The sequence below is a fragment of the Zoogloea sp. GW822-FHT05C07 genome, assembly GCF_058800215.1.
Genome location: NZ_CM179510.1, coordinates 1,039,414 through 1,057,882, shown reverse-complemented (window position 1 = coordinate 1,057,882; position 18,469 = coordinate 1,039,414). Strand labels below are relative to the sequence as shown.

The window sequence follows — 18,469 nt, the reverse complement described above, 5'->3', positions numbered from 1 at the left end:
CAGCGGGAGCCCCCCAATGCCCAACCGACTGCAGCACGAAACCTCACCCTACCTCCAACAGCATGCCGACAACCCGGTGGACTGGTGGCCGTGGAGCCCGGAGGCCCTCGACCTGGCCCGCCGGGAAGATCGGCCGATCCTGCTGTCCATCGGCTACTCGGCCTGCCATTGGTGCCACGTGATGGCTCATGAGTCTTTCGAAGACCCTGAGGTGGCCGCGGTGATGAACCGCCTGTTCGTCAACATCAAGGTGGACCGGGAAGAGCGGCCCGACCTCGACCAGATCTACCAGGCCGCCCACCAGATGCTGGCGCGGCGTGGCGGCGGCTGGCCGCTGACGGTGTTCCTCACGCCGGACGGCAGCCCCTTCTTCAGCGGCACCTATTTCCCCAAGGAGCCGCGCTACAACCTGCCGGGTTTCCCGGATCTGCTGCAGCGGGTCCATGAAGCCTTCACGACCCAGCGTCAGACCATCGACGAACAGAACCGCGGCCTGCGCGCCGCGCTGGCCCGCAGCGAGACGACCGGAAGCACCCATCCGTCGGATTTCAGCGGCGCGCCGCTGCGTGCGTTGCAGGAGGGGCTGGCGTCCACCTTTGACGAGGAACACGGCGGCTTTGGCGGCTCGCCCAAGTTCCCGCACCCGGCCGACCTGGATTTCCTGCTGCGCCGTTTTGTCGCCACCGGCGACGTGGCGGCCCGCGACATGGCGCTGAAAACCCTGCGCGGCATGGCCGAAGGCGGCATCTTCGACCAACTGGGCGGCGGCTTCGCCCGCTACAGTGTGGATGGCTGGTGGAACATTCCCCACTTCGAGAAGATGCTCTACGACAACGGGCCCTTGCTTGCGCTGTATGCCGATGCCTGGGCGCTCACCGGCGAGCCGCTGTTCGCCCGGGTTGCCGAGCGCACCGTCGAATGGGTGTTGCGGGAGATGCGCCTGCCGGAAGGCGGTTTCGCGTCGTCGCTGGACGCCGACTCGGAACACGAGGAGGGCAAGTTCTACGTGTGGGACAAAGCCGAGGTGCGCGAATGCCTCGACGATCTGGAGTACCGCGTGCTGTCCCAGCACTACGGCGTGGCGCGGCCGCCCAACTTCGAGGAGACGCACTGGCACTTCTACGTGGCGAAACCGCTCGCCGGCGTGGCCGACAAGCTCGGCATGACGCTCCCCGACGCGGAGGCCGTGCTGGAGCGGGCCCGCGCCAAGCTGTGCGCCCGCCGGGAGGGCCGCGTGCGTCCCGGCCGCGACGACAAGCTGCTGGTCAGCTGGAATGCGCTGATGATCCACGGCCTGGCCCACGCAGCGCGCATCTTCGGCCGCGACGACTGGTTGGCGGCGGCGACGCAGGCCATCGATTTCATCCGCGGGACCCTCTGGCAGGATGGCCGCCTGCTGGCGACCTACAAGGACGGGCGGGCCCATCTGAACGCCTACCTGGACGATCATGCGCTGCTGATCGCCGCGCTGATCGAGAACCTGCAGGCGGCCTACCGGCCGGAGGACCTGGAGTTCGCCGAAGACCTGGCCGACGTGCTGCTCGATGCCTTCGAGGACCGGGCCGGCGGCGGTTTTTTCTTCACCCGCCACGATCATGAAGCGCTGATCCATCGTCCGAAGAGCGGCCACGACAACGCGATGCCATCCGGCAACGGCATCGCCGCGCAGGTCTTTGGGCGGCTCGGCCACCTGACTGGCGAGACGCGCTATCTGGCCGCTACCGAGCGCACGCTGCAGGCCTTCCACGCCGCGCTGGTGGCCAGTCCTATGGGCTTCGCGAGCCTCGCCGTGGCGCTGGCCGAGCATCTGCAGCCGCCGCCCCTGCTGGTGCTGCGGGGGGCGTCGAGTGCGCTGCCCGAGTGGTCACGTCGGGTGGCGGGAAGCTATCGACCCGGCCTGTTGTGTGTGGCGCTGCCGCCGGGCGTGCCCGACCTGCCGCCGGTACTCGACAAGCCGGCCGGGGAGGCCGTCAACGCTTGGCTGTGCTCGGGCGTTACTTGTCTGCCTCCGTTTGCTGCCTGGTCGGCGCTTGATCCCGCTCTCGCGGCAATTGGCAAACCCGAAGGCGGGGCGTAGACTCCGCGCAGCTTTTTTCCGCCACACAACTCGAGAGGATCACAATGAAGAAACTCGTTGCTGTCGCCGCCATCGCCGGCCTGATGGGCACGTCCGCCGCCTTTGCCGATGCCGGTATGGATCTGGCCAAGGCCAAGAACTGTCTGGCCTGCCACGCTGTGGACAAGAAGGTCGTCGGCCCCGCCTACAAGGACGTGGCTGCCAAGTACAAGGGCGACAAGACCGCCGAAGCCAAGCTGGTCGAGAAGGTCCAGAAGGGTGGTTCCGGCGTCTGGGGCCAGGTCCCGATGCCCCCCAACCCGCAGGTCACTCCGGCCGAAGCCAAGACCCTCGTGTCCTGGGTGCTCAGCCAGAAGTAAGTCGCCGGCTTTGCCGTCGCAAAAAAAAACCAGCCTTCGGGCTGGTTTTTTTTGCCTTGTCCCGCCCGCTCAGTGGTGTCCGGCGGCCTCGGCGGAATGGCCTGGCTTGTTGTTCGACGCCTGCTCCCAGCCGCCGCCGAGGGCCAGGAACAGGTTGACCTGATCCAGCGCCAGCTGGCTGTCCGACACGGCGAGGGCGGCATCGGCGCTGGTGAGGTTGCGTCGGGCGTCCAGGTCGTTGAGGTAGGGGGCGCGTCCGCCGCGGTACAGGGTTTCCACCTGGTGGGCCGCTTCGGCAGCGTCCTGGCGGGCGGTGCGCAGCGCGGCATTGCGGTCGAGTTCGCGGGCATAGACGGCCAGTGCGGTCTCGGTGTCGCGCAGGGCACCGAGTACCGCGCCGTCGAAGTGGGCGAGGGCTGCTTCGGCGCCGGCCTTGGCGATCTCGATGCGGGCGTATTCGGTGCCGCCGGGAATCGTCCAGCTGATCAGCGGACCGATGCCCCAGCGCCGGGTGTCGGGCTGGCCGAGGTCGTGGAGAAGGCCGGTAAGACCGGCGCTCAGACCGATGGACACCGTGGGGTAGAGGGCGGCCGTCGCCACGCCGATGCGCGCGGTGGCGCCGGCCAGCGCCCGTTCGGCCTGGCGGATGTCAGGGCGGCGCTTGAGCAGCGCGGTGCCGTCGCCGACCGGGATCGGTGCGTTCAGTCTGGGAAGCTGCATGCAGCTCGCAACGGCCTTCGGAAACTCCGCCGGCGGGCGGCCGGTGAGCGCGGCCAGTGCATACAGTGCGGTGCTGCGGCGGGCATCGTAAGTCGGCAGCGAGGCACGGATCTGCTCGACCTGGGCTCTGGCGCGGGTCACGTCGGTGACCGTGCCGCGCCCCGCGTCGACCAGCTTGCGAGCGACGCGGAGGTTGTCTTCCTGCTGTTGCAGGGCGCGTTCGGTGACCTGCTTCTGGTAGCCGGCCGAGCAGGCTTCGACGTAGGCGCGGGCCACGTCGGCGACGATATTGACGCGCACCAGGTCGACGGCGGCCTGGCTGGCTTCGGCGTCGGCTTCGGCCGCTTCGGTGAGGCGCCGCAACTGGCCGAACAGGTCGAGCTGGTAGGAGGCGGCGAGGCCGCCGATGCCGAGGTTCATCGGCGGAATGCTCTCGTTCAGCAGGTAGGCCTGGCCGGCGACCTTTTCGCGGGCCACCGCGGCGCTGAGGCGTCCGCCGGGCTCGCTGGCCGATTCGGCCTCGGCGACGATGGCGTGGGCCCGCAGCAGATTGGCAGAGGCCACGCGCAGCTGGGCGTTGGCGGCAAAGGCGGTTTCGATGAGGCCGTTGAGCGTGGCGTCGTCGTAGAGCTTCCACCAGTTGGCGGGCAGCGGCTCGCTGCGGACGCTGGCGTTGCTGCTGCCGATGAAGGCGCCCTGGGCGGCGGGCAGGTTGACGACGGCCTTTGCCGGCAGGTGGTAGTCGGGGCCGACCGTGGTGCAGGCGCCCAGGCCGAGGGCGAGGCCGACCACGCCAAGGGTGTGCAGGGCTTTCATTTGCCGGCTCCGCCCTTGTTTGCCGGGGCGACGCCTTCGACCTTGCCGTCCTTGTCGACGACGGCCACCGTGGCGGTCAGGCCGGCAACCAGCTGGAGGTCCTTCGGCACTTCGTCGAGGGCGATGCGCACCGGAATGCGCTGGGCCAGGCGCACCCACGTGAACACCGGGTTCACGTTGGGCAGCAGGTTGTTGCCGTTGGCGCGGTCGCGGTCCTCGATGCCGGCGGCGATGCTCTCCACGTGGCCGCGCAGTTCCTGTTCGCGGCCCATGATGCGGATCTTGGCGGCCTGGCCGATCTTGACGCCCTGCAGCTTGGTCTCCTCGAAGTAACCGTCCACGTGGAAGGAATGGGTGTCGAGCACGGCGAGCACCTGCTTGCCGGCGGTCACGTAGTTGCCCGAGCGCAGGGACAGGTCGCTGAGGTAGCCGTCCACCGGCGCGACGATCTTCGTGCGCCCCAGGTTGAGGGCGGCGAGCTCGCGATTGGCAATGGCCTGGGCCAGCTGGGCTTCGCCGAGTTCGACCTTTTCGCGGCTCTGTTCGACGGTTTCCTGGGCCACCAGGCTGGATAGCTGCGCGTTGCGGCGGGCTTCGCGGCGGGCCTGCTCGAGGTTGGCGCGCACGGTGGCGACCGCTGCGTCGGCCTGCTTGACGGCCAGGCGGTAGCGCTCGGTGTCGATCTGGAAGAGCTCCTGGCCCTGCTTGACGAACTGGTTGTCGTGGATCGCCACGTGGGTGACGAGGCCGGACACGTCGGGCGTGACCGGCACGATGTCGGCGCGCACGCGGCCATCGCGGGTCCACGGTTCGACCTGGTAGTGATCCCACAGACGCTGGGAGGCGAAGAGGGCGAGGACGACGGCCGCCAGGGTGACGGCGATGCGGAGCAGTTTGAGATGGAGCGGTTTCACGGGAGCATCACCTTCAATCAGAGGGAGGGCATGGGCAGGCGGATGACGAGGGACCAGACGATCATGAAGATCGCGGCGTCGAACAGGGCCGGGTGCCACACGATGCGGTACAGCCCGACCAGCGAGAACACGCGGCGCAGCAGGAAGGAGCAGACGAGCGCCAGGGGCGTCGACACGAGGATCGACGAAACCAGGACGCCGTCGAGGTTGAGTTCCCCGATCATGCGGAAGGTCCTTTCATCGAGAGCGGGCCGGTGGCGTGATAAGCCACGGCCTTGGGAAACAGGTTGCCGCGCAGGCCGACCATGGCCGACAGGCCGGCGAGCTTGGCCGTCGACGCCGGCTGTTCGGCGATGGCGTGCAGCGCCTGGTCGATATTGGCCAGCAGGCTGGCGGGGGCGTCCATCAGGCGGCCGGCGGAACGCTGCGAGTAATGTTCGCCAACACCGGCCAGCGCCCTCTCGGCCAGATCGCGCGTGATGACGTCGAAGCTCGGGCTGGCCTTCTGCAGCGTGACCAGGTTCATACCGATGCGCAGGTCGTGCAGCACATCGACGCCGCGCAGTTCGCCGCTCTGGGACGCAGCGGCGAGCTTGGGAGTGAGCAGGGTCAGGCGGTCGAGCAGGCGGCCGGCCAGCGCGATGGGGTCGGCCGACGCGCCGGCCCGGGCGTGGTGGGCGAGATCTCGCCAGTTGTGGCGCAGCAGGCGGCGCGCGCTGGTCTCGACGCTGATCGAGCGCATGAAGCCGGTGACCCACAGGGCGATGAGGACGCCGACGAACATCGCGGTGTTCACGTTCATGAAGTCGGCGAAGTCCTGGCGGCTCAGGGTCTCCTGCAGGGCCAGCGCGTTGCAGAAACCGGTGATCATGGCCATGGCGGGCACCAGGGTGCGCGGTGCGGCCATATAAACGCCCATCGGCAGCAGGATTGGCGCCAGCACCAGCACCAGCATCGGGAAATCGCTGATCTGCGGCATTACGGTGAACTGGAACACGGCGGCGATCGGCAGCGCGACCAGATTGAACAGGCCGAAGCTGGCGATGGTCGGCTTGGGGTCGTCCATCGTCGCGAAGAAGCAGCACACCACGGCAGCGATCATCGCGGCGGCGGCTCCGTCCCGCCAGCCGCTGGTGATCCACAGGGCACAGCACAGCAGCACAGCGATGCTGGCGGCAGCAGCGGACAGCAGAGCCATGCCGTAGTCCTTGTGCAGCGGACGGTGTTCGTGTGTGCCTACCTGCCCGGCTAGTTCTGCCGACAGGGGCTTGTTGCGGCGTACGTGATCGAGCAGGGTGTGGCTGTCGCCGAGAGTTTCGACGAGATCGACCAGGCGGGTCAGCAGGCTTGCGGAGAGCAGCGTGGCCCAGTCGGCGTCGTGGGGTGTGGCGGCTGCGACGGATTTCAGTTCGCTGAGCAAAGGGTCGGCACGGTCACGGTCCGCACCGTCCGAGATCCATGCCGCGACGGCGTCGATCAGGCGAGCGACCTCGGGCGAAAGCGCATGGCCATCAGCCCGCAGTGCGCTGAGCCGGTCGTTCAGGCCATCAATGATCGGGATCAGGACCAGCGTGCGGCTGTGCAGCGCATGGACGACGTTGGTGATCTCGCGCAGGTTGGACGTGTCGAAGGGCAGGTGCTTGGAGAGCAGGTGGATCTCTGTCTCCGCTGCGGCGAGCTGGCGGCGCTCGCGGTCCGTTTCGGCGGCGCTGCGCCCGTGGAGCACGTCGAGGGCCCACTGGTCGGCGCTGCCCAGCCAGCTGGTGAGGCGGCCGACGAGGGGCCCGCCGACCGGGCGCGGAAAGATGAGGCTATGGACGACGGTGGCGCAGACGATGCCGATCGAGATCTCCTCGAAGCGTGCGACGGCCACGTCGAAGATCAGGTCCGGTGCATTGACGCTGGGGAAGGCGATGATCGCCGCCGTATAGCCGGCAAGCATCAGCACGTAGCTGCGAGGGGTGCGGTCGAGCAGGGAAACGAACAGGCATGCGCCGATCCACAGCGAGATCACCAGGCACAGCAGCACCGGCGAATCCACCAGCGGTGGCACCAGCAGCAGGGCGACCGTCGAGCCGACCAGCGTGCCGCCCAGCCGGAAGATCGCCTTTGAGCGCACGGCGCCGGCCAGCGGGTGGCTGACGATATAGGCCGTCATCATCGCCCAGTAAGGCCGCGGCAGGCCGATGCTGAAACCTACGTACAGCGCGAGCATGGCCGCCGCGAAGCTGTTGAAGGAGAACAGCAGCGCACTCCGCTCGAAGCGCAGGGCCGTCAGGAGCTTATTCATTGCCGCTCTCGGGATGGAGTGCGGCATCGAAGGCGGCAAAGACCCGCAGGGCGGCCTCCAGGTCTTCGTCCGCCACGCGGGCGAGCAGCTTGCTGCGCAGGTCCTCGATCAGCTTCTCGACGGTGGCCGCCATCGCGTGGCCTTGCTCGGTGAGGTACAGCAGCTTGGCCCGCTTGTCGGCCGCGTCGCCGCGTCGCTCGATGAGGCCGGTCAGGCACAACTGGTCGAGTAGACGGCCCAGCGACGGCCCCTCGATCCCCATGTCTTCGGCCAGCACGCCATGCCGCACGCCGTCGCCGAGGCGGCTCAGGTGGATGATGGGCAGCACACGCGCGTCCGACAGGCCGTGGGCGAGGGCGGCGTCGTTGACGGCGCGGCGGTAGATGCGCGACAGGCGGACCAGGTTGCTGGTGACGGCGGCTTCACGAAGGATTCGGTTCTTGTCCATGATGGAAACGGGTCCGGTTGCAACGACGCTTAATAATATATAGCAAGCTTCCTATATTAATGCTGTGCCGCACACTGTGTAAAACCCGTACATCTGCAAGCCTTGTCATGCGGCTGTTGCACGGCGCGCCTGCTCTCCGTCTTCCGTGTTGCGAACTTGCAACACTCCATTGCTGCTTCGCATCCAAAAAACAACGCTGTCCTTGCCCTCGGCTTTGCCAAGCGCTGACAATGCAGGCCAACTTCTCGTTAGAGAGGTGAAATTGGTCGGCCCTGCGCAAGCAGCGCGTGCCAGTCTTCAATCAAGAGGAGAAACATATGCAAAAGAAACTGATCGCTCTGGCCGTTGCCGGCCTGGCCTCCACCGGCGCCTTCGCTCAAGCCAACGTTACCGTCTACGGTATCGCTGACGGCTCCTTCGACGTGGTTCGTGTTTCCAACACCAACGGCAACACCGACCTCGGCAACACCACCCGTGTTTCCGCCAACTCTTCCTACATCGGTTTCAAGGGCGCTGAAGCTCTTGGCAACGGCCTGACCGCCGTGTTCCAGTACGAAAGCGGTGTTTCCTTCGACAACAACGGCGGCCTGTCCACCAGCCGTGACAGCTTCGTTGGCCTGGCCAGCGGCTTTGGTACCGTGGTTCTGGGCAACCTGACCGGCCCGACCCGCGCTCTGGGCGTGGCTCTGGACGTCAACGCTGGCGCTACCGGCATCGGCGGCAATGCTGCTCTGCTGGGCAAGCTGGGTAACAACCTGGTTGGCACCACCAGCTCCACCGGTGGCTACGCTGGCGGCGGCGCTTGCGACCGTTCCACCACCTGCGCGTCCATCTTCGACACCCGCTGGAAGAATGCCATCGCCTACGTCTCCCCGACGTACTACGGCCTGAACGTTACCGCTGCTTACGTGGCTAACGAAAACAAGACCTTCCACAACGTCGGCGTTGCTGCTGCCAACACCACCGGCTACGACGTGGGTGTCAAGTACGCCAACGGCCCGATCATGGGTGCTGTGACCTACAACGCTGTTAGCCTCGGCAACGACGCTGGCACCAACATTGCCGATTTCCGTATCGGTGGTTCCTACGACTTCGGCATCGCCACCGTGCGTGCTCTGTTCGACCAAGCTCGTGCCAACCACTTCGGCGGCGCCACTGCTACCCAGAACGTCTGGGGCCTCGGCGGCACCTTCAACGTGACCCCGGCTGGCAAGGTGCTGGCTCAGGCTTACTTTGCTCGTGACGTCAAGGTTGACGGCAACAGCCAAAGCGACTCCGGCGCCAAGCTGTTCGAAGTCGGTTACGAGTACAGCCTGTCCAAGCGCACCATGCTTAAGGCTGTGTACGCTCACCTGAACAACGACAACAACGCCCGTTACGACTTCGGCAACAACGCTGTCGGCATCAACCCGACCACCAGCGTTGCCGGTCTGAACACCACTGGCGCTACCGTTCAGGGTATTCAGCTGGGCCTGCGTCACTCCTTCTAATTCAGACTTCGTCTGAATCGGAAATTGACGGGCACCTTCGGGTGCCCGTTTTTCATGGGCTTGTCGTTCGGTGTAGTGAAGGGCAGCCCCAAAAGCAAATGGCCACCGTTTGGTGGCCATTTGCTTTTGGGGCTTAGATGGGTTTTATCGGCCGATCTGAACCAGGTTGTCCCGATGAATCAGTTCCGGCTCCTCTGAGAAGCCGAGCAGCTCCTCGATTTCGCTGGACGCGTGGCGGGCGATGCGGCGGGTGTCGTTGCTTGCATAATTGATCAGGCCGCGGGCGACTTCTTTGCCGTTTTCTCCGCGGCAGGCGACGACGGAGCCGCGGAAGAACTCGCCGTCCACGGCGATCACGCCGATCGGCAGCAGGCTCTTGCCGTCTTTCAAGGCTTCGACTGCGCCGGCATCCAGGGTCAGGCTGCCCGCCAGTTGCAGGTGGTCGGCGAGCCACTGCTTGCGGGCGGCCAGTGGCGTGCTGGTGGCGTAGAGCAGGGTGCCGATGCTGTCGCCGGCAGCAACGCGCAGTAGTGCGTCGGCTTCGCGGCCGCTGGCGATGCAGGTGTGGGCGCCGCTGCGAGCGGCGCGCTGGGCGGCGCGCACCTTGGTGATCATGCCGCCTTTGCTGATGCCGGTGCCGGCACCGCCGGCCATGGCTTCGAGGGCGGTGTTTTCGGCGCGGTCCTCGGAGATCAGCGTGGCGGCCGGGTCCTTGCGCGGATCGGCGGTGTACAGGCCTTGCTGGTCGGTGAGGATGATCAGCGCGTCCGCGTCGATCAGGTTGGCGACCAGGGCGCCCAGCGTGTCGTTGTCGCCGAACTTGATCTCGTCGGTGACGACGGTGTCATTCTCGTTGATGATCGGCACTACGCCCAGTTCGAGCAGTGTGACGAGGGTCGAGCGGGCATTGAGGTAGCGCGTGCGATCGGCCAGGTCCTCGTGAGTCAGCAGGATCTGGGCAGTGTGCAGACTGTTCTGCGAGAAGACGCTTTCGTAGGCCTGGGCCAGGCCCATCTGGCCGACGGCGGCGGCGGCTTGCAACTGGTGCATTTCCTGTGGGCGGCTGGTCCAGCCCAGGCGCTGCATGCCCGCCGCGATGGCGCCGGAGGAGACGAGGACGATCTCCTTGCCGGAGGCCGCCAGGGCGGCAATCTGCCGGGCCCAGTCGGCCAGGGCTTCGACGGCCAGGCCTTCGCCGTTGTTGGTGACGAGGGCGCTGCCGACCTTGACGACCAGTCGGCGGGCGTTACGAATTGCGGATCTCATCGTCGTCTTCTTCGTCTTCGTAATCGGTTTCGTCGTCGTCGATATCCTCAGCGCCGTCCGCCTCTTCCTCGTCATCGATGCTGGCGGCGGTGCGGGCCGCTGCTGCGGCATCGGCGGCAGCCTGGGCGGCGGCCTTTTCTTCGTCGAGGATGTCCTGGATCGCGAAAACGACCTCCTGGCAGCCCGCGCGGCTGATGGCGGAGACCTCGAAATGGCGCTCTACCGGGCCGTAGGCTTCGAGGAAGGCGACGATGCGTTCCTGGCGTTCGTCGTCGTCGGGAATCAGGTCGAGCTTGTTCAGAACCAGCCAGCGGCGCTTGTTGACCAGCTCATCGTCGTACTTGCGCAGCTCTTCGATGATGGCATGGGCGTCGCGGACGGGGTCGGCCTCCGGGTCGAAGGGGGCGATGTCCACGATGTGCAGCAGGATGTGGGTGCGTTGCAGATGGCGCAGGAACTGGTGGCCGAGGCCGGCGCCGTCGGCGGCGCCTTCGATCAGGCCGGGAATGTCGGCGATGACGAAGCTGCGGTTCTCAGAGGTTCGCACCACGCCCAGATTGGGGGCGAGGGTCGTGAATGGGTAGTCGGCAACCTTCGGCTTGGCGGACGACACGGCGCGGATGAAGGTGGATTTGCCGGCATTCGGCATGCCGAGCAGGCCAACGTCGGCCAGCACCTTGAGCTCCAGGTTGAGGCTCTTGCGCTCACCTTCCTGGCCCATCGTCTTCTTGCGTGGGGCGCGGTTGGTGCTGGTCTTGAAGTGCAGGTTGCCGAGGCCGCCGCGACCGCCCTTGGCGATCATCACGCGCTTGCCGTCGTGGTCCAGGTCGGCGATGACTTCGCCGGTTTCCTGCAGCGTGATGATGGTGCCGACCGGCATGTGCAGCTCGATGTCGTTGCCGCCCTTGCCATAGCAGTCGGCGCCGCGGCCGTTCTCGCCGCGTTCGGCGAGGAAGGTGCGCTTGTAGCGGAAATCGATCAGGGTGTTGAGGTTGCGGTCGCCAATGGCGTATACATCGCCGCCCTTGCCGCCGTCGCCGCCGTCCGGGCCGCCCATGGGGATGTATTTTTCGCGGCGAAAAGTGGCGGCGCCGTTTCCGCCGTCGCCGGCGATGACTTCAATACGGGCTTCGTCGAAAAACTTCATGGGAGCTTCCGGTTGGGGCGTTTGATGATGCCCTGAAAGAAAAAAGCCCTATCCACAGATAGGGCTTTGAACGTGCGCGAGCTGAAATTATTCAGCGGCGGCGGGCACGATGTTCACGGTGCGACGCTTGCTGGCGCCCTTGACGGTGAACTGAACGGTGCCTTCGGTCAGCGCGAACAGGGTGTGATCCTTGCCGATGCCGACGTTTTCGCCCGGGTGGTATTCGGTGCCGCGCTGGCGAACGATGATGTTGCCGGCGAGGACGAATTGACCGCCGTAGCGCTTGACGCCAAGGCGTTTGCTTTCTGAGTCGCGGCCGTTACGTGAACTGCCGCCAGCCTTTTTGTGTGCCATGTCGGATTCTCCTTAGGCCGAGATCGCGTCGATGCGCAGCTCGGTGTAGTTCTGACGGTGACCCTGATGCTTCTGGTAGTGCTTACGACGACGCATCTTGAAGATCTTGATCTTGTCGTGACGGCCGTGGGAAACCACGGTGGCCGTTACGGTGGCGCCAGCCACAACGGGGGTGCCGATCTTGACCGACTCGCCTTCGCCGACCATGAAAACCTGGTCGAGAGTGATTTGCGAGTCCACGTCAGCCGGTATCTGTTCTACTTTGAGTTTTTCGCCGACGACGACGCGATACTGCTTGCCGCCGGTTTTTATGACCGCGTACATGGATGTACTCCGAGTAAAGAGTTTGCAGGGAACGCGCAAGTATATGTGAAGAAAGGGCAGTCGTCAAACTGACCTTGCCGGCCCTTCAGGGAAGGCGCAACAGGATGCGGGCGCCGGGCGGGACGTCGGCGCGCTCCATGTAACCGACCAGGTTGGGTGTATCGATCAGCCACTGGCGTGCTTCGGCGATCGAGCCGGCTTCCCGGGGGGGCAGGGCGCGGCCGGTGAATACCAGGCGGGACCAGTACGCGCGGATCTGAGCCGGGTTCTTGCCGGTGAGCTTCAGATAGAAGTCGTCGCGCGAGGCCCCGTTGGGCAGGTCGATGAGCTTGACGGGGGTGCCGTCGGCCAGGGTGGTGGTGGTGCCCAGGTAGAGGTTTTCGGCGCGCTCATGGCTGAGCTCGATGGCCGGGTTGCGGCCGTTGGCAACCAGTACGAGTTCTGCATGGCTCACGGCCGGCGCGAGCAGGCCGGCAAAGAGCAGGAGGAGGATTCCGGCCGGGCGCATGGGGCTCAAAACACGAAGTCCACGGCAAGGCTCAGGACGTGCGTCGGCCCGTCCGGCTTCAGGTAGTCGCTGACCTGGCTGGGCATGAGGATGCCGAGTCCGCCGGGACCGGGCTGGATGCGTTCGAGTTGGGCCTTCACTGCGATATTGCGTCCGGCGTCCCAGCGCAGGCCGGCGCCGATGCTGCGCTGGGATTTGTTGCGTCCGGCGTTGAAGGCTGCCAGACCCAAATCGAGCGCAGGGGTTCCGATGACCTCGGAGCTGACCGGCGCGATCTCCCGCTGGCGGGCGAAGGTCAGGTAGGGTGTGAAGCTGGCCATCCGGTAGCCGGCGGTGACGTACCAGCCAATTGCGGAGTCGATGTAGCGGTCCACATTGCGGCGCGCGACTTCGGTGATCAGCAGGATGCGGTCCTGGTCGTATTGCAGGGCTGCCGACATGAAGCTGGTCTTGCCGTCGGTGCCGGAGAGTTCCGGCACGATGGCGCCGTGGCCGGTCGCGATGAGGGCCTGCCGCAGGCTCAGAAAATGGTCGTCCGACCAGCGCAGGGACATGTCCGCCCGGGCATAGCTGATCTGGGCTGTGAGGCCGCCGCGGCTGAAGGAGGCTTTCAGGCCGCGGATCTTGTCGAGATTGGCCGAACCGCCGCGGATGTTCATCGCGCTGTTCCCGGTGTAAGCATGCAGTTCGACGTCGGTGTCGGCGAACTGCCGGCGGTACAGCGCGTCGGCACCGTCGATGTCGGACAGCGGGTTCAGGCTGTAGACCTCGACCGGCGGCCGGATCCACGGATTCGCATAATTGACGTTCAGCGAATCGGAGTACATGAAGAAGGGCAGCCGGGTGCGGCCGATCCGCAGCAGCAGTTCCGGGGTGGCCTGGTAGCTCGCGAATGCCCAGGTGATGCGTGGGTCGTAGCTGCCGGTAGGGCTCTTGCGGACCACGGATTGCACGGTCAGGTCGAGGCGGTTGCCGATCTGCAGGGATCCCTGCACGCCGAGCACGGAATCCACCGACAGGTCGAACGATGCGCCGGCGCCGGAGTCGCTGACACTGTTGGCGCGGAACGCGCGTGCGGCGTTGTCGGTGCGCACCGCGCCGAGGGTGCCGAAGCCGGACAGGCTCAGTGGGGATGGGGTGTCCGCCTGTGCTACCTGGGCAAGCGCCGCGGTGAGCGATAGCAGCAGAATATTCAGGCGCTTCATGTTCCACCTCTCTGGGCTTCGAGCCGCAGCTGGATCTTGTCGGCCGGTTCGGCGGCGGCAAACAGGTAGCCCTGGCCGTAGTCGCAGCCCAGATCCCTGAGCATCTCGGCCTGGCTGGGGGTTTCGATGCACTCGGCAACGACACTCATCCCCAGCTCGTGCGCCAGGCGGATGCTGCCTTCGACGATGGTGCGCAGGCGGGGAATGGTTTCGATCTCGCGGACGAAGGAGCCGTCGAGCTTGATCGTGTCGCAGGGAATCGAATGCAGGTAGCTGAGGGACGAATAGCCGGTGCCGAAGTCGTCGATGAGGATGCGCAGCCCCTTGGCCCGCAGCTTGCCGAGCTGGTGCATGGCCAGTTCCTTGCGCGTGACCAGGGTGCCTTCGGTGATTTCCAGCTTGAGGGCGCCCGGCGGCAGGCCGTGGCGCTCGATGCAGGCGACGATCTGGTCGGCCAGGTCGGCCTGGGTCAGCTGGCGGGCCGACAGGTTGACGCTGATCGACAGGTTCTCGTCGGCCAGGCCTTGCTCCCGCCAGTGCTTCATGCAGACACAGCTTTGTTCGAGCATCTGCATGCCCAGTTCATGGACCAGACCGAGGGATTCGGCGACGGGAATGAACACGTCCGGGCCGATGCGCCGGGCGCTGGCCTGGGGCCAGCGGACGAGGGCCTCGAAGCCGACCATGCGGCTGTCGCGCAGATCGACGATGGGCTGGAAGTGGGCAACCAGGTGCTGGTCCTTGAGGGCGGCCCGTAGCTGGGATTCGAGTTGCAGGTCGCGCAGGACCTGCTGGTGCATGGCCGACTGGAACACCGTGATGGAGGCTTCGGCACTGCTGCGGGAGCGGTGCATCGCATTGTCGGCGTCGCGCATCAGGTCTTCCGCGCTGTGGAAGCCGCCGCTGCCGAGGACGACGCCGATACGTGTTTTGGGGTAGAGCTGGTGGCCGTTGAGCTCGGCGCTGACGGCCAGTCGGGTCTGCAGGTTTTCCGAGAAGCGGATTGCCTCGCCGGCATCCGGGATGTCGTTGAGCAGCACCGCGAACTGGTCGCCGGCGACCCGCCCGACCACGTCGCCGGGGCGGGCCAGTGCGCAGATGCGCGAGGCGACGAGGCGCAGCAGGTCGTCGCCGGCAGAATAGCCGAGGCTGTCGTTCACCACGTGGAAGCGTTCGATATTGACGTGCAGCACCGCGAACAGGTTGTCGGTGGCCCGGTCGGCGTGGCGCAGGGTGTTCTGCAGGTGCTCGACGAACAGCGCGCGGTTGGCGAGCCCGGTGAGGCCGTCGTGCAGCGCATCGTGGATCAGCTGGTCTTCGGCGCGCTTGCGCAGATGGATGTCGCTGATCGAGCCGGCCATGCGGATTGCGCGTCCGCTGGTCGGGTCGTATACCGCCATGCCACAGATGAGGATCCAGCGGTAGTCGCCATCCGCATGAAGGATGCGGTGCTCGGCCATCAGCTGGGCGGATTCCCGCTTCAGGTGGGCGATCACGCGCAGGCGGAAGGGCTCCCGGTCGTCCGGGTGGAGGTGGTCGATGATCGAGCGCTGGTCGTCGGTGAAGGCGTTGAAGGACAGGCCAAGGATCTCGGCGAAGCGCGGGGCGAAGTAGGTCTTGCCGTTGGCGATGTCCCAGTCCCACAGGCCATCGTTGGCGGCCCGCGTGGCGAGGGCGTAGCGTTCCTCGCTGAGGGCCAGCTGGCGGGCTGTGCTCTCGAGTTCCTGGATGCGCGACTGCAGCGCGGCGGCCATGCGGTTGAAGTGGCGGCATAGTTGCGCGAGTTCGTCGTTGCCCTGCTCGGGCAGGCGGTGGGACAGCCGCCCCGCCGCGATGGCCTGGCTGCCGCGCAGCAGACGTCCCAGATTACGGGTCAGCAGGTAGCCGAGCGCGCCGAGTAGCAGTAACGTGAGCAGCACCTCGGCGCTTGCGATGGCGATGCCCTGGTTGAGGATGCGTTGCCTGGCCAGCACCAGTGGTGCGACGGAGACGCCGAACTGCGCGAAGCCCACCTGGTTGTGCTCCAGCAGCACCGGGCGGCGCACGTGGATCAGCGAGTGTCCGGTGTAATTGCCGAGGCTGCCGGCGCTCTCTTCGTTCGGTGGCGGCAGGGTATCCATTTCCGGCATGCCGGCACGGACCCGCAATTGCCCGGCGCTATCGGCGATGCGCACATAGACCAGGCCTTCATGGCTGCTGCCGAGCAGTTCGCCAAGGGCGTCCTGCAGATCCTGATAGCGCCCCTGGGGAACGTAGGCGGCAGTGACGACGTTGAGGATCGCGGCGTTCTGGGTGATGAGGGTGCTCAGGCTGGCTGTCGTCGCCTCGTTGATCAGTCGTCCGCTATTGGTCAGCAGCAGGGTCAGCATGACGACCTGAACCGCAGTGCTGGCCAGCAGCAGACGGACGCGGATCGAGAGCTTGCTCAGCATCGTGTCAGGCCTTGGGGGATGGCGGGGCTTCGGATGGTGGAAGGCCGGTCTCGCCGGTGCATGGCTGGCGTGATCGGTCTGTATTCACTTGTACTCGACTATTGTGCCAATAGCTTGAGACAAGTGCATCCTCGGTGGTATGTCAAGTGTGGGCAATTCCACAGGCATGCGCCCGCGGTGTTGTGGGCAGACACGCCCCCCGGCACTGCTGTCGCCGTGTCGGGGGGGAAATTGCCGGAATGACGTCCGGGCACGAAGTGGGCTTATTTCTTCCAGGTGTCCCGCAGGGTGACGGTGCGGTTGAAGATCGGTGCTCCGTCGTGGGAGTCCACGCGATCAGCCACGAAATAGCCGTGACGTTCGAACTGGAAGCGGGCTTCCGGCCTGGCGGCACGCAGCGCCGGCTCAAGCTGGGCGGTGATGACCTTCAGGCTGTTCGGATTGATGTCGTCGAGGAAGCTGCGCTCCAGGTCTTCCGCGTCGCCTTCCCGGCGGGCGCCGGGATAGGCATGGGCGAACAGGCGGTCGTAGAGGCGCACTTCAGCCGTGTAGGCGTGGGCCACCGATACCCAGTGCAGGTTGCCCTTCACCTTGTAGTTGTCGGCGCCCGGGGTGCCGGACTTTGAGTCGGGCATGTATTCGCACCGCACGGCGGTCACGTTGCCGTCGGCGTCCTTCTCGCAGCCGGTGCATTTCACCACGTAGCCGTAGCGCAGGCGCGCCGTGTTGCCCGGATAGAGGCGGTGATAGCCCTTGACCGGGGTCTCCATGAAATCCTCGCGCTCGATCCACAGCTCGCGGCCGAAAGGCATTTCACGCTTGCCGAGTTCCGGGTGCAGCGGATGGTTGGGCGCGTGGCAGCGCTCGGTGTGCCCTTCCGGGTAGTTGGTGATGATCAGCTTGAGCGGGTCGAGCACCGCGACGCGGCGTTCGGCGGCCTCGTTGAGGTGCTCGCGCATGCAGTCTTCGAGCACGCTCATGTCGATCCACGAGTCGGACTTGGAGACGCCGATACGCTCGGCGAACATGCGGAAACCTTCCGACGTGAAGCCGCGACGGCGTGCGCCGACGAGGGTCGGCAGGCGCGGGTCGTCCCAGCCGGCCACATGCTGCTCGTCCACCAGCTGGATCAGCTTGCGCTTGGACAGCACCACATAAGTGAGGTTGAGGCGTGCGAACTCGATCTGGCGCGGCACCGGGCGCGGGAAGAAGCCGCCTTCGGCGAGGCTGTCCAGCAGCCAGTCGTAGAACGGGCGCTGGTCTTCGAACTCGAGGGTGCAGATGGAATGAGTCACGTCCTCCAGCGCATCCTCGATCGGATGGGCGAAGGTGTACATCGGATACACGCACCAGCGGTCACCGGTACGGTGGTGGGTGGCGTGGCGGATGCGGTAGATGGCCGGGTCGCGCAGGTTGATGTTGGGCGAGGCCATGTCGATCTTGGCGCGCAGGATGTGCGTGCCGTCGGGGAACTCGCCGGCCTTCATGCGCTGGAACAGCTCCAGGTTTTCGGTGACGCTGCGGTTGCGGTAGGGGCTGTCCTTGCCCGGGGCCGACAGGGTGCCGCGGTAGGCGCGCATTTCCTCGGCGGACAGGGAGTCCACATAGGCCTTGCCAACGGTGATCAGGTGCTCGGCCATCGCGTACATCTTGTCGAAGTAGTCCGACGCGAAATACAGGTGTTCGCCCCAGCCGAAGCCCAGCCACTGTACGGCCTCGATGATCGCGTCGACGTATTCCTGTTCTTCCTTGGTCGGATTGGTGTCGTCGAAGCGCATGTGGCAGGCGCCGCCGTAGGCTTCGGCGAGGCCGAAGTTCAGGCAGATGCTCTTGGCGTGGCCGTAGTGCAGGTAGCCGTTCGGCTCCGGCGGGAAGCGGGTTTCGACCCGTCCGTCCCATTTGCCGAGGCGACGGTCCTCGTCGATGAGGCTGCGGATGAAATTGCTGGGCGTAGCGGCTTCGTCGGCCGGAGAAGTGGGTGCAGTCATCTGGTCTTACCTTGAGGCGGGCTGTTTGCCGCCGGAATGCCGGGGAAGGAATGTTGCAATTGTATCCGATGGTCGCCGGGCGACGGGCGGGCCGGCGGTGCGTGAATTTTCGCACAAGAGCCCGCCGACTC

16 protein-coding genes are annotated in these 18,469 nt (G+C 65.9%); 3 read left to right on the top strand and 13 right to left on the bottom strand.

Annotated features, from left to right (window positions below; genetic code table 11):
* Window positions 1-16 precede the first annotated feature (16 nt).
* Both AC3QL2_RS04990 and AC3QL2_RS04985 read left to right on the top strand, forming a co-directional pair.
* Entirely contained in the window at window positions 17-2,077 is a 2,061-nt protein-coding gene (locus AC3QL2_RS04990) for a thioredoxin domain-containing protein (RefSeq protein WP_493232143.1), read from the top strand.
* Between the two features lie 44 nt (window positions 2,078-2,121).
* The gene (locus AC3QL2_RS04985) at window positions 2,122-2,436 is read left to right on the top strand and encodes a c-type cytochrome (protein WP_493232144.1); all 315 of its coding nucleotides are present in this window, start codon (window positions 2,122-2,124) and stop codon (window positions 2,434-2,436) included.
* A gap of 69 nt (window positions 2,437-2,505) precedes the next feature.
* On the opposite strand, the gene AC3QL2_RS04980 is transcribed toward AC3QL2_RS04985, so the two are convergent.
* From AC3QL2_RS04980 to AC3QL2_RS04960, 5 genes are read right to left on the bottom strand one after another with little or no spacing between them, the layout of a single operon-like run.
* A complete protein-coding gene (locus AC3QL2_RS04980) occupies window positions 2,506-3,972 on the bottom strand; it encodes an efflux transporter outer membrane subunit (protein WP_493232146.1) in 1,467 nt (488 codons plus the stop codon).
* Window positions 3,969-4,886 (bottom strand): efflux RND transporter periplasmic adaptor subunit, encoded by a 918-nt coding sequence (locus tag AC3QL2_RS04975; protein WP_493232147.1) that lies wholly within the window; start codon window positions 4,884-4,886, stop codon window positions 3,969-3,971. Before AC3QL2_RS04975 ends, AC3QL2_RS04980 begins: the two co-directional genes overlap by 4 nt.
* Before the next feature lie 17 nt (window positions 4,887-4,903).
* Entirely contained in the window at window positions 4,904-5,110 is a 207-nt protein-coding gene (locus AC3QL2_RS04970; RefSeq protein ID WP_493232148.1) for a DUF1656 domain-containing protein, read from the bottom strand.
* The gene (locus tag AC3QL2_RS04965) at window positions 5,107-7,176 is read right to left on the bottom strand and encodes an FUSC family protein (protein ID WP_493232149.1); all 2,070 of its coding nucleotides are present in this window, start codon (window positions 7,174-7,176) and stop codon (window positions 5,107-5,109) included. The genes AC3QL2_RS04970 and AC3QL2_RS04965 overlap by 4 nt, the downstream gene beginning before the upstream one ends.
* Window positions 7,169-7,624: a MarR family winged helix-turn-helix transcriptional regulator gene (locus tag AC3QL2_RS04960; protein WP_493232151.1), complete on the bottom strand. Its 456-nt coding sequence runs from the start codon at window positions 7,622-7,624 to the stop codon at window positions 7,169-7,171. Before AC3QL2_RS04960 ends, AC3QL2_RS04965 begins: the two co-directional genes overlap by 8 nt.
* A gap of 317 nt (window positions 7,625-7,941) precedes the next feature.
* Here AC3QL2_RS04960 and AC3QL2_RS04955 point away from each other — a divergent pair, with 317 nt between their 5' ends.
* A complete protein-coding gene (locus AC3QL2_RS04955) occupies window positions 7,942-9,114 on the top strand; it encodes a porin (RefSeq protein ID WP_493232152.1) in 1,173 nt (390 codons plus the stop codon).
* Between the two features lie 144 nt (window positions 9,115-9,258).
* Here the strand turns inward: AC3QL2_RS04955 and proB are convergent, their stop codons facing one another.
* From proB to AC3QL2_RS04915, 8 genes are all read right to left on the bottom strand, one after another.
* A complete protein-coding gene (proB, locus tag AC3QL2_RS04950; protein ID WP_493232153.1) occupies window positions 9,259-10,380 on the bottom strand; it encodes a glutamate 5-kinase in 1,122 nt (373 codons plus the stop codon).
* Entirely contained in the window at window positions 10,361-11,527 is a 1,167-nt protein-coding gene (obgE, locus tag AC3QL2_RS04945) for a GTPase ObgE (protein ID WP_493232154.1), read from the bottom strand. The genes proB and obgE overlap by 20 nt, the downstream gene beginning before the upstream one ends.
* A gap of 87 nt (window positions 11,528-11,614) precedes the next feature.
* A complete protein-coding gene (gene rpmA, locus AC3QL2_RS04940; RefSeq protein ID WP_493232156.1) occupies window positions 11,615-11,881 on the bottom strand; it encodes a 50S ribosomal protein L27 in 267 nt (88 codons plus the stop codon).
* Window positions 11,882-11,893: 12 nt separating this feature from the next.
* Complete coding sequence (rplU, locus tag AC3QL2_RS04935; RefSeq protein ID WP_299863693.1) at window positions 11,894-12,205, bottom strand: 50S ribosomal protein L21; 312 nt, start codon at window positions 12,203-12,205, stop codon at window positions 11,894-11,896.
* 85 nt (window positions 12,206-12,290) lie between these two features.
* Window positions 12,291-12,713, bottom strand: coding sequence for a hypothetical protein (locus tag AC3QL2_RS04930; RefSeq protein WP_493232158.1), 423 nt, complete (start codon window positions 12,711-12,713; stop codon window positions 12,291-12,293).
* A gap of 5 nt (window positions 12,714-12,718) precedes the next feature.
* Window positions 12,719-13,918 carry a porin gene (locus AC3QL2_RS04925; protein ID WP_493232160.1) on the bottom strand — a complete coding sequence of 400 codons (1,200 nt, stop codon included), beginning with the start codon at window positions 13,916-13,918 and terminating at the stop codon, window positions 12,719-12,721.
* Window positions 13,915-16,350, bottom strand: a complete 2,436-nt coding sequence (locus AC3QL2_RS04920; RefSeq protein WP_493232162.1) for an EAL domain-containing protein — start codon at window positions 16,348-16,350, stop codon at window positions 13,915-13,917. Before AC3QL2_RS04920 ends, AC3QL2_RS04925 begins: the two co-directional genes overlap by 4 nt.
* A gap of 263 nt (window positions 16,351-16,613) precedes the next feature.
* Window positions 16,614-18,338 carry a glutamine--tRNA ligase/YqeY domain fusion protein gene (locus AC3QL2_RS04915; protein WP_493232163.1) on the bottom strand — a complete coding sequence of 575 codons (1,725 nt, stop codon included), beginning with the start codon at window positions 18,336-18,338 and terminating at the stop codon, window positions 16,614-16,616.
* Between the last annotated feature and the right edge of the window lie 131 nt (window positions 18,339-18,469).

Excerpts from the sequence above, each read along its gene's own strand:
- AC3QL2_RS04990 (WP_493232143.1), top strand. The coding sequence starts at position 17 with ATGCCCAACCGACTGCAGCACGAAACCTCACCCTACCTCCAACAGCAT.
- obgE (WP_493232154.1), bottom strand. The coding sequence starts at position 11,527 with ATGAAGTTTTTCGACGAAGCCCGTATTGAAGTCATCGCCGGCGACGGC.
- AC3QL2_RS04930 (WP_493232158.1), bottom strand. The coding sequence starts at position 12,713 with ATGCGCCCGGCCGGAATCCTCCTCCTGCTCTTTGCCGGCCTGCTCGCG.
- AC3QL2_RS04970 (WP_493232148.1), bottom strand. The coding sequence starts at position 5,110 with ATGATCGGGGAACTCAACCTCGACGGCGTCCTGGTTTCGTCGATCCTC.
- rplU (WP_299863693.1), bottom strand. The coding sequence starts at position 12,205 with ATGTACGCGGTCATAAAAACCGGCGGCAAGCAGTATCGCGTCGTCGTC.
- AC3QL2_RS04985 (WP_493232144.1), top strand. The coding sequence starts at position 2,122 with ATGAAGAAACTCGTTGCTGTCGCCGCCATCGCCGGCCTGATGGGCACG.
- AC3QL2_RS04960 (WP_493232151.1), bottom strand. The coding sequence starts at position 7,624 with ATGGACAAGAACCGAATCCTTCGTGAAGCCGCCGTCACCAGCAACCTG.
- AC3QL2_RS04915 (WP_493232163.1), bottom strand. The coding sequence starts at position 18,338 with ATGACTGCACCCACTTCTCCGGCCGACGAAGCCGCTACGCCCAGCAAT.
- AC3QL2_RS04965 (WP_493232149.1), bottom strand. The coding sequence starts at position 7,176 with ATGAATAAGCTCCTGACGGCCCTGCGCTTCGAGCGGAGTGCGCTGCTG.
- AC3QL2_RS04925 (WP_493232160.1), bottom strand. The coding sequence starts at position 13,918 with ATGAAGCGCCTGAATATTCTGCTGCTATCGCTCACCGCGGCGCTTGCC.
- AC3QL2_RS04920 (WP_493232162.1), bottom strand. The coding sequence starts at position 16,350 with ATGCTGAGCAAGCTCTCGATCCGCGTCCGTCTGCTGCTGGCCAGCACT.
- rpmA (WP_493232156.1), bottom strand. The coding sequence starts at position 11,881 with ATGGCACACAAAAAGGCTGGCGGCAGTTCACGTAACGGCCGCGACTCA.
- proB (WP_493232153.1), bottom strand. The coding sequence starts at position 10,380 with ATGAGATCCGCAATTCGTAACGCCCGCCGACTGGTCGTCAAGGTCGGC.
- AC3QL2_RS04980 (WP_493232146.1), bottom strand. The coding sequence starts at position 3,972 with ATGAAAGCCCTGCACACCCTTGGCGTGGTCGGCCTCGCCCTCGGCCTG.
- AC3QL2_RS04955 (WP_493232152.1), top strand. The coding sequence starts at position 7,942 with ATGCAAAAGAAACTGATCGCTCTGGCCGTTGCCGGCCTGGCCTCCACC.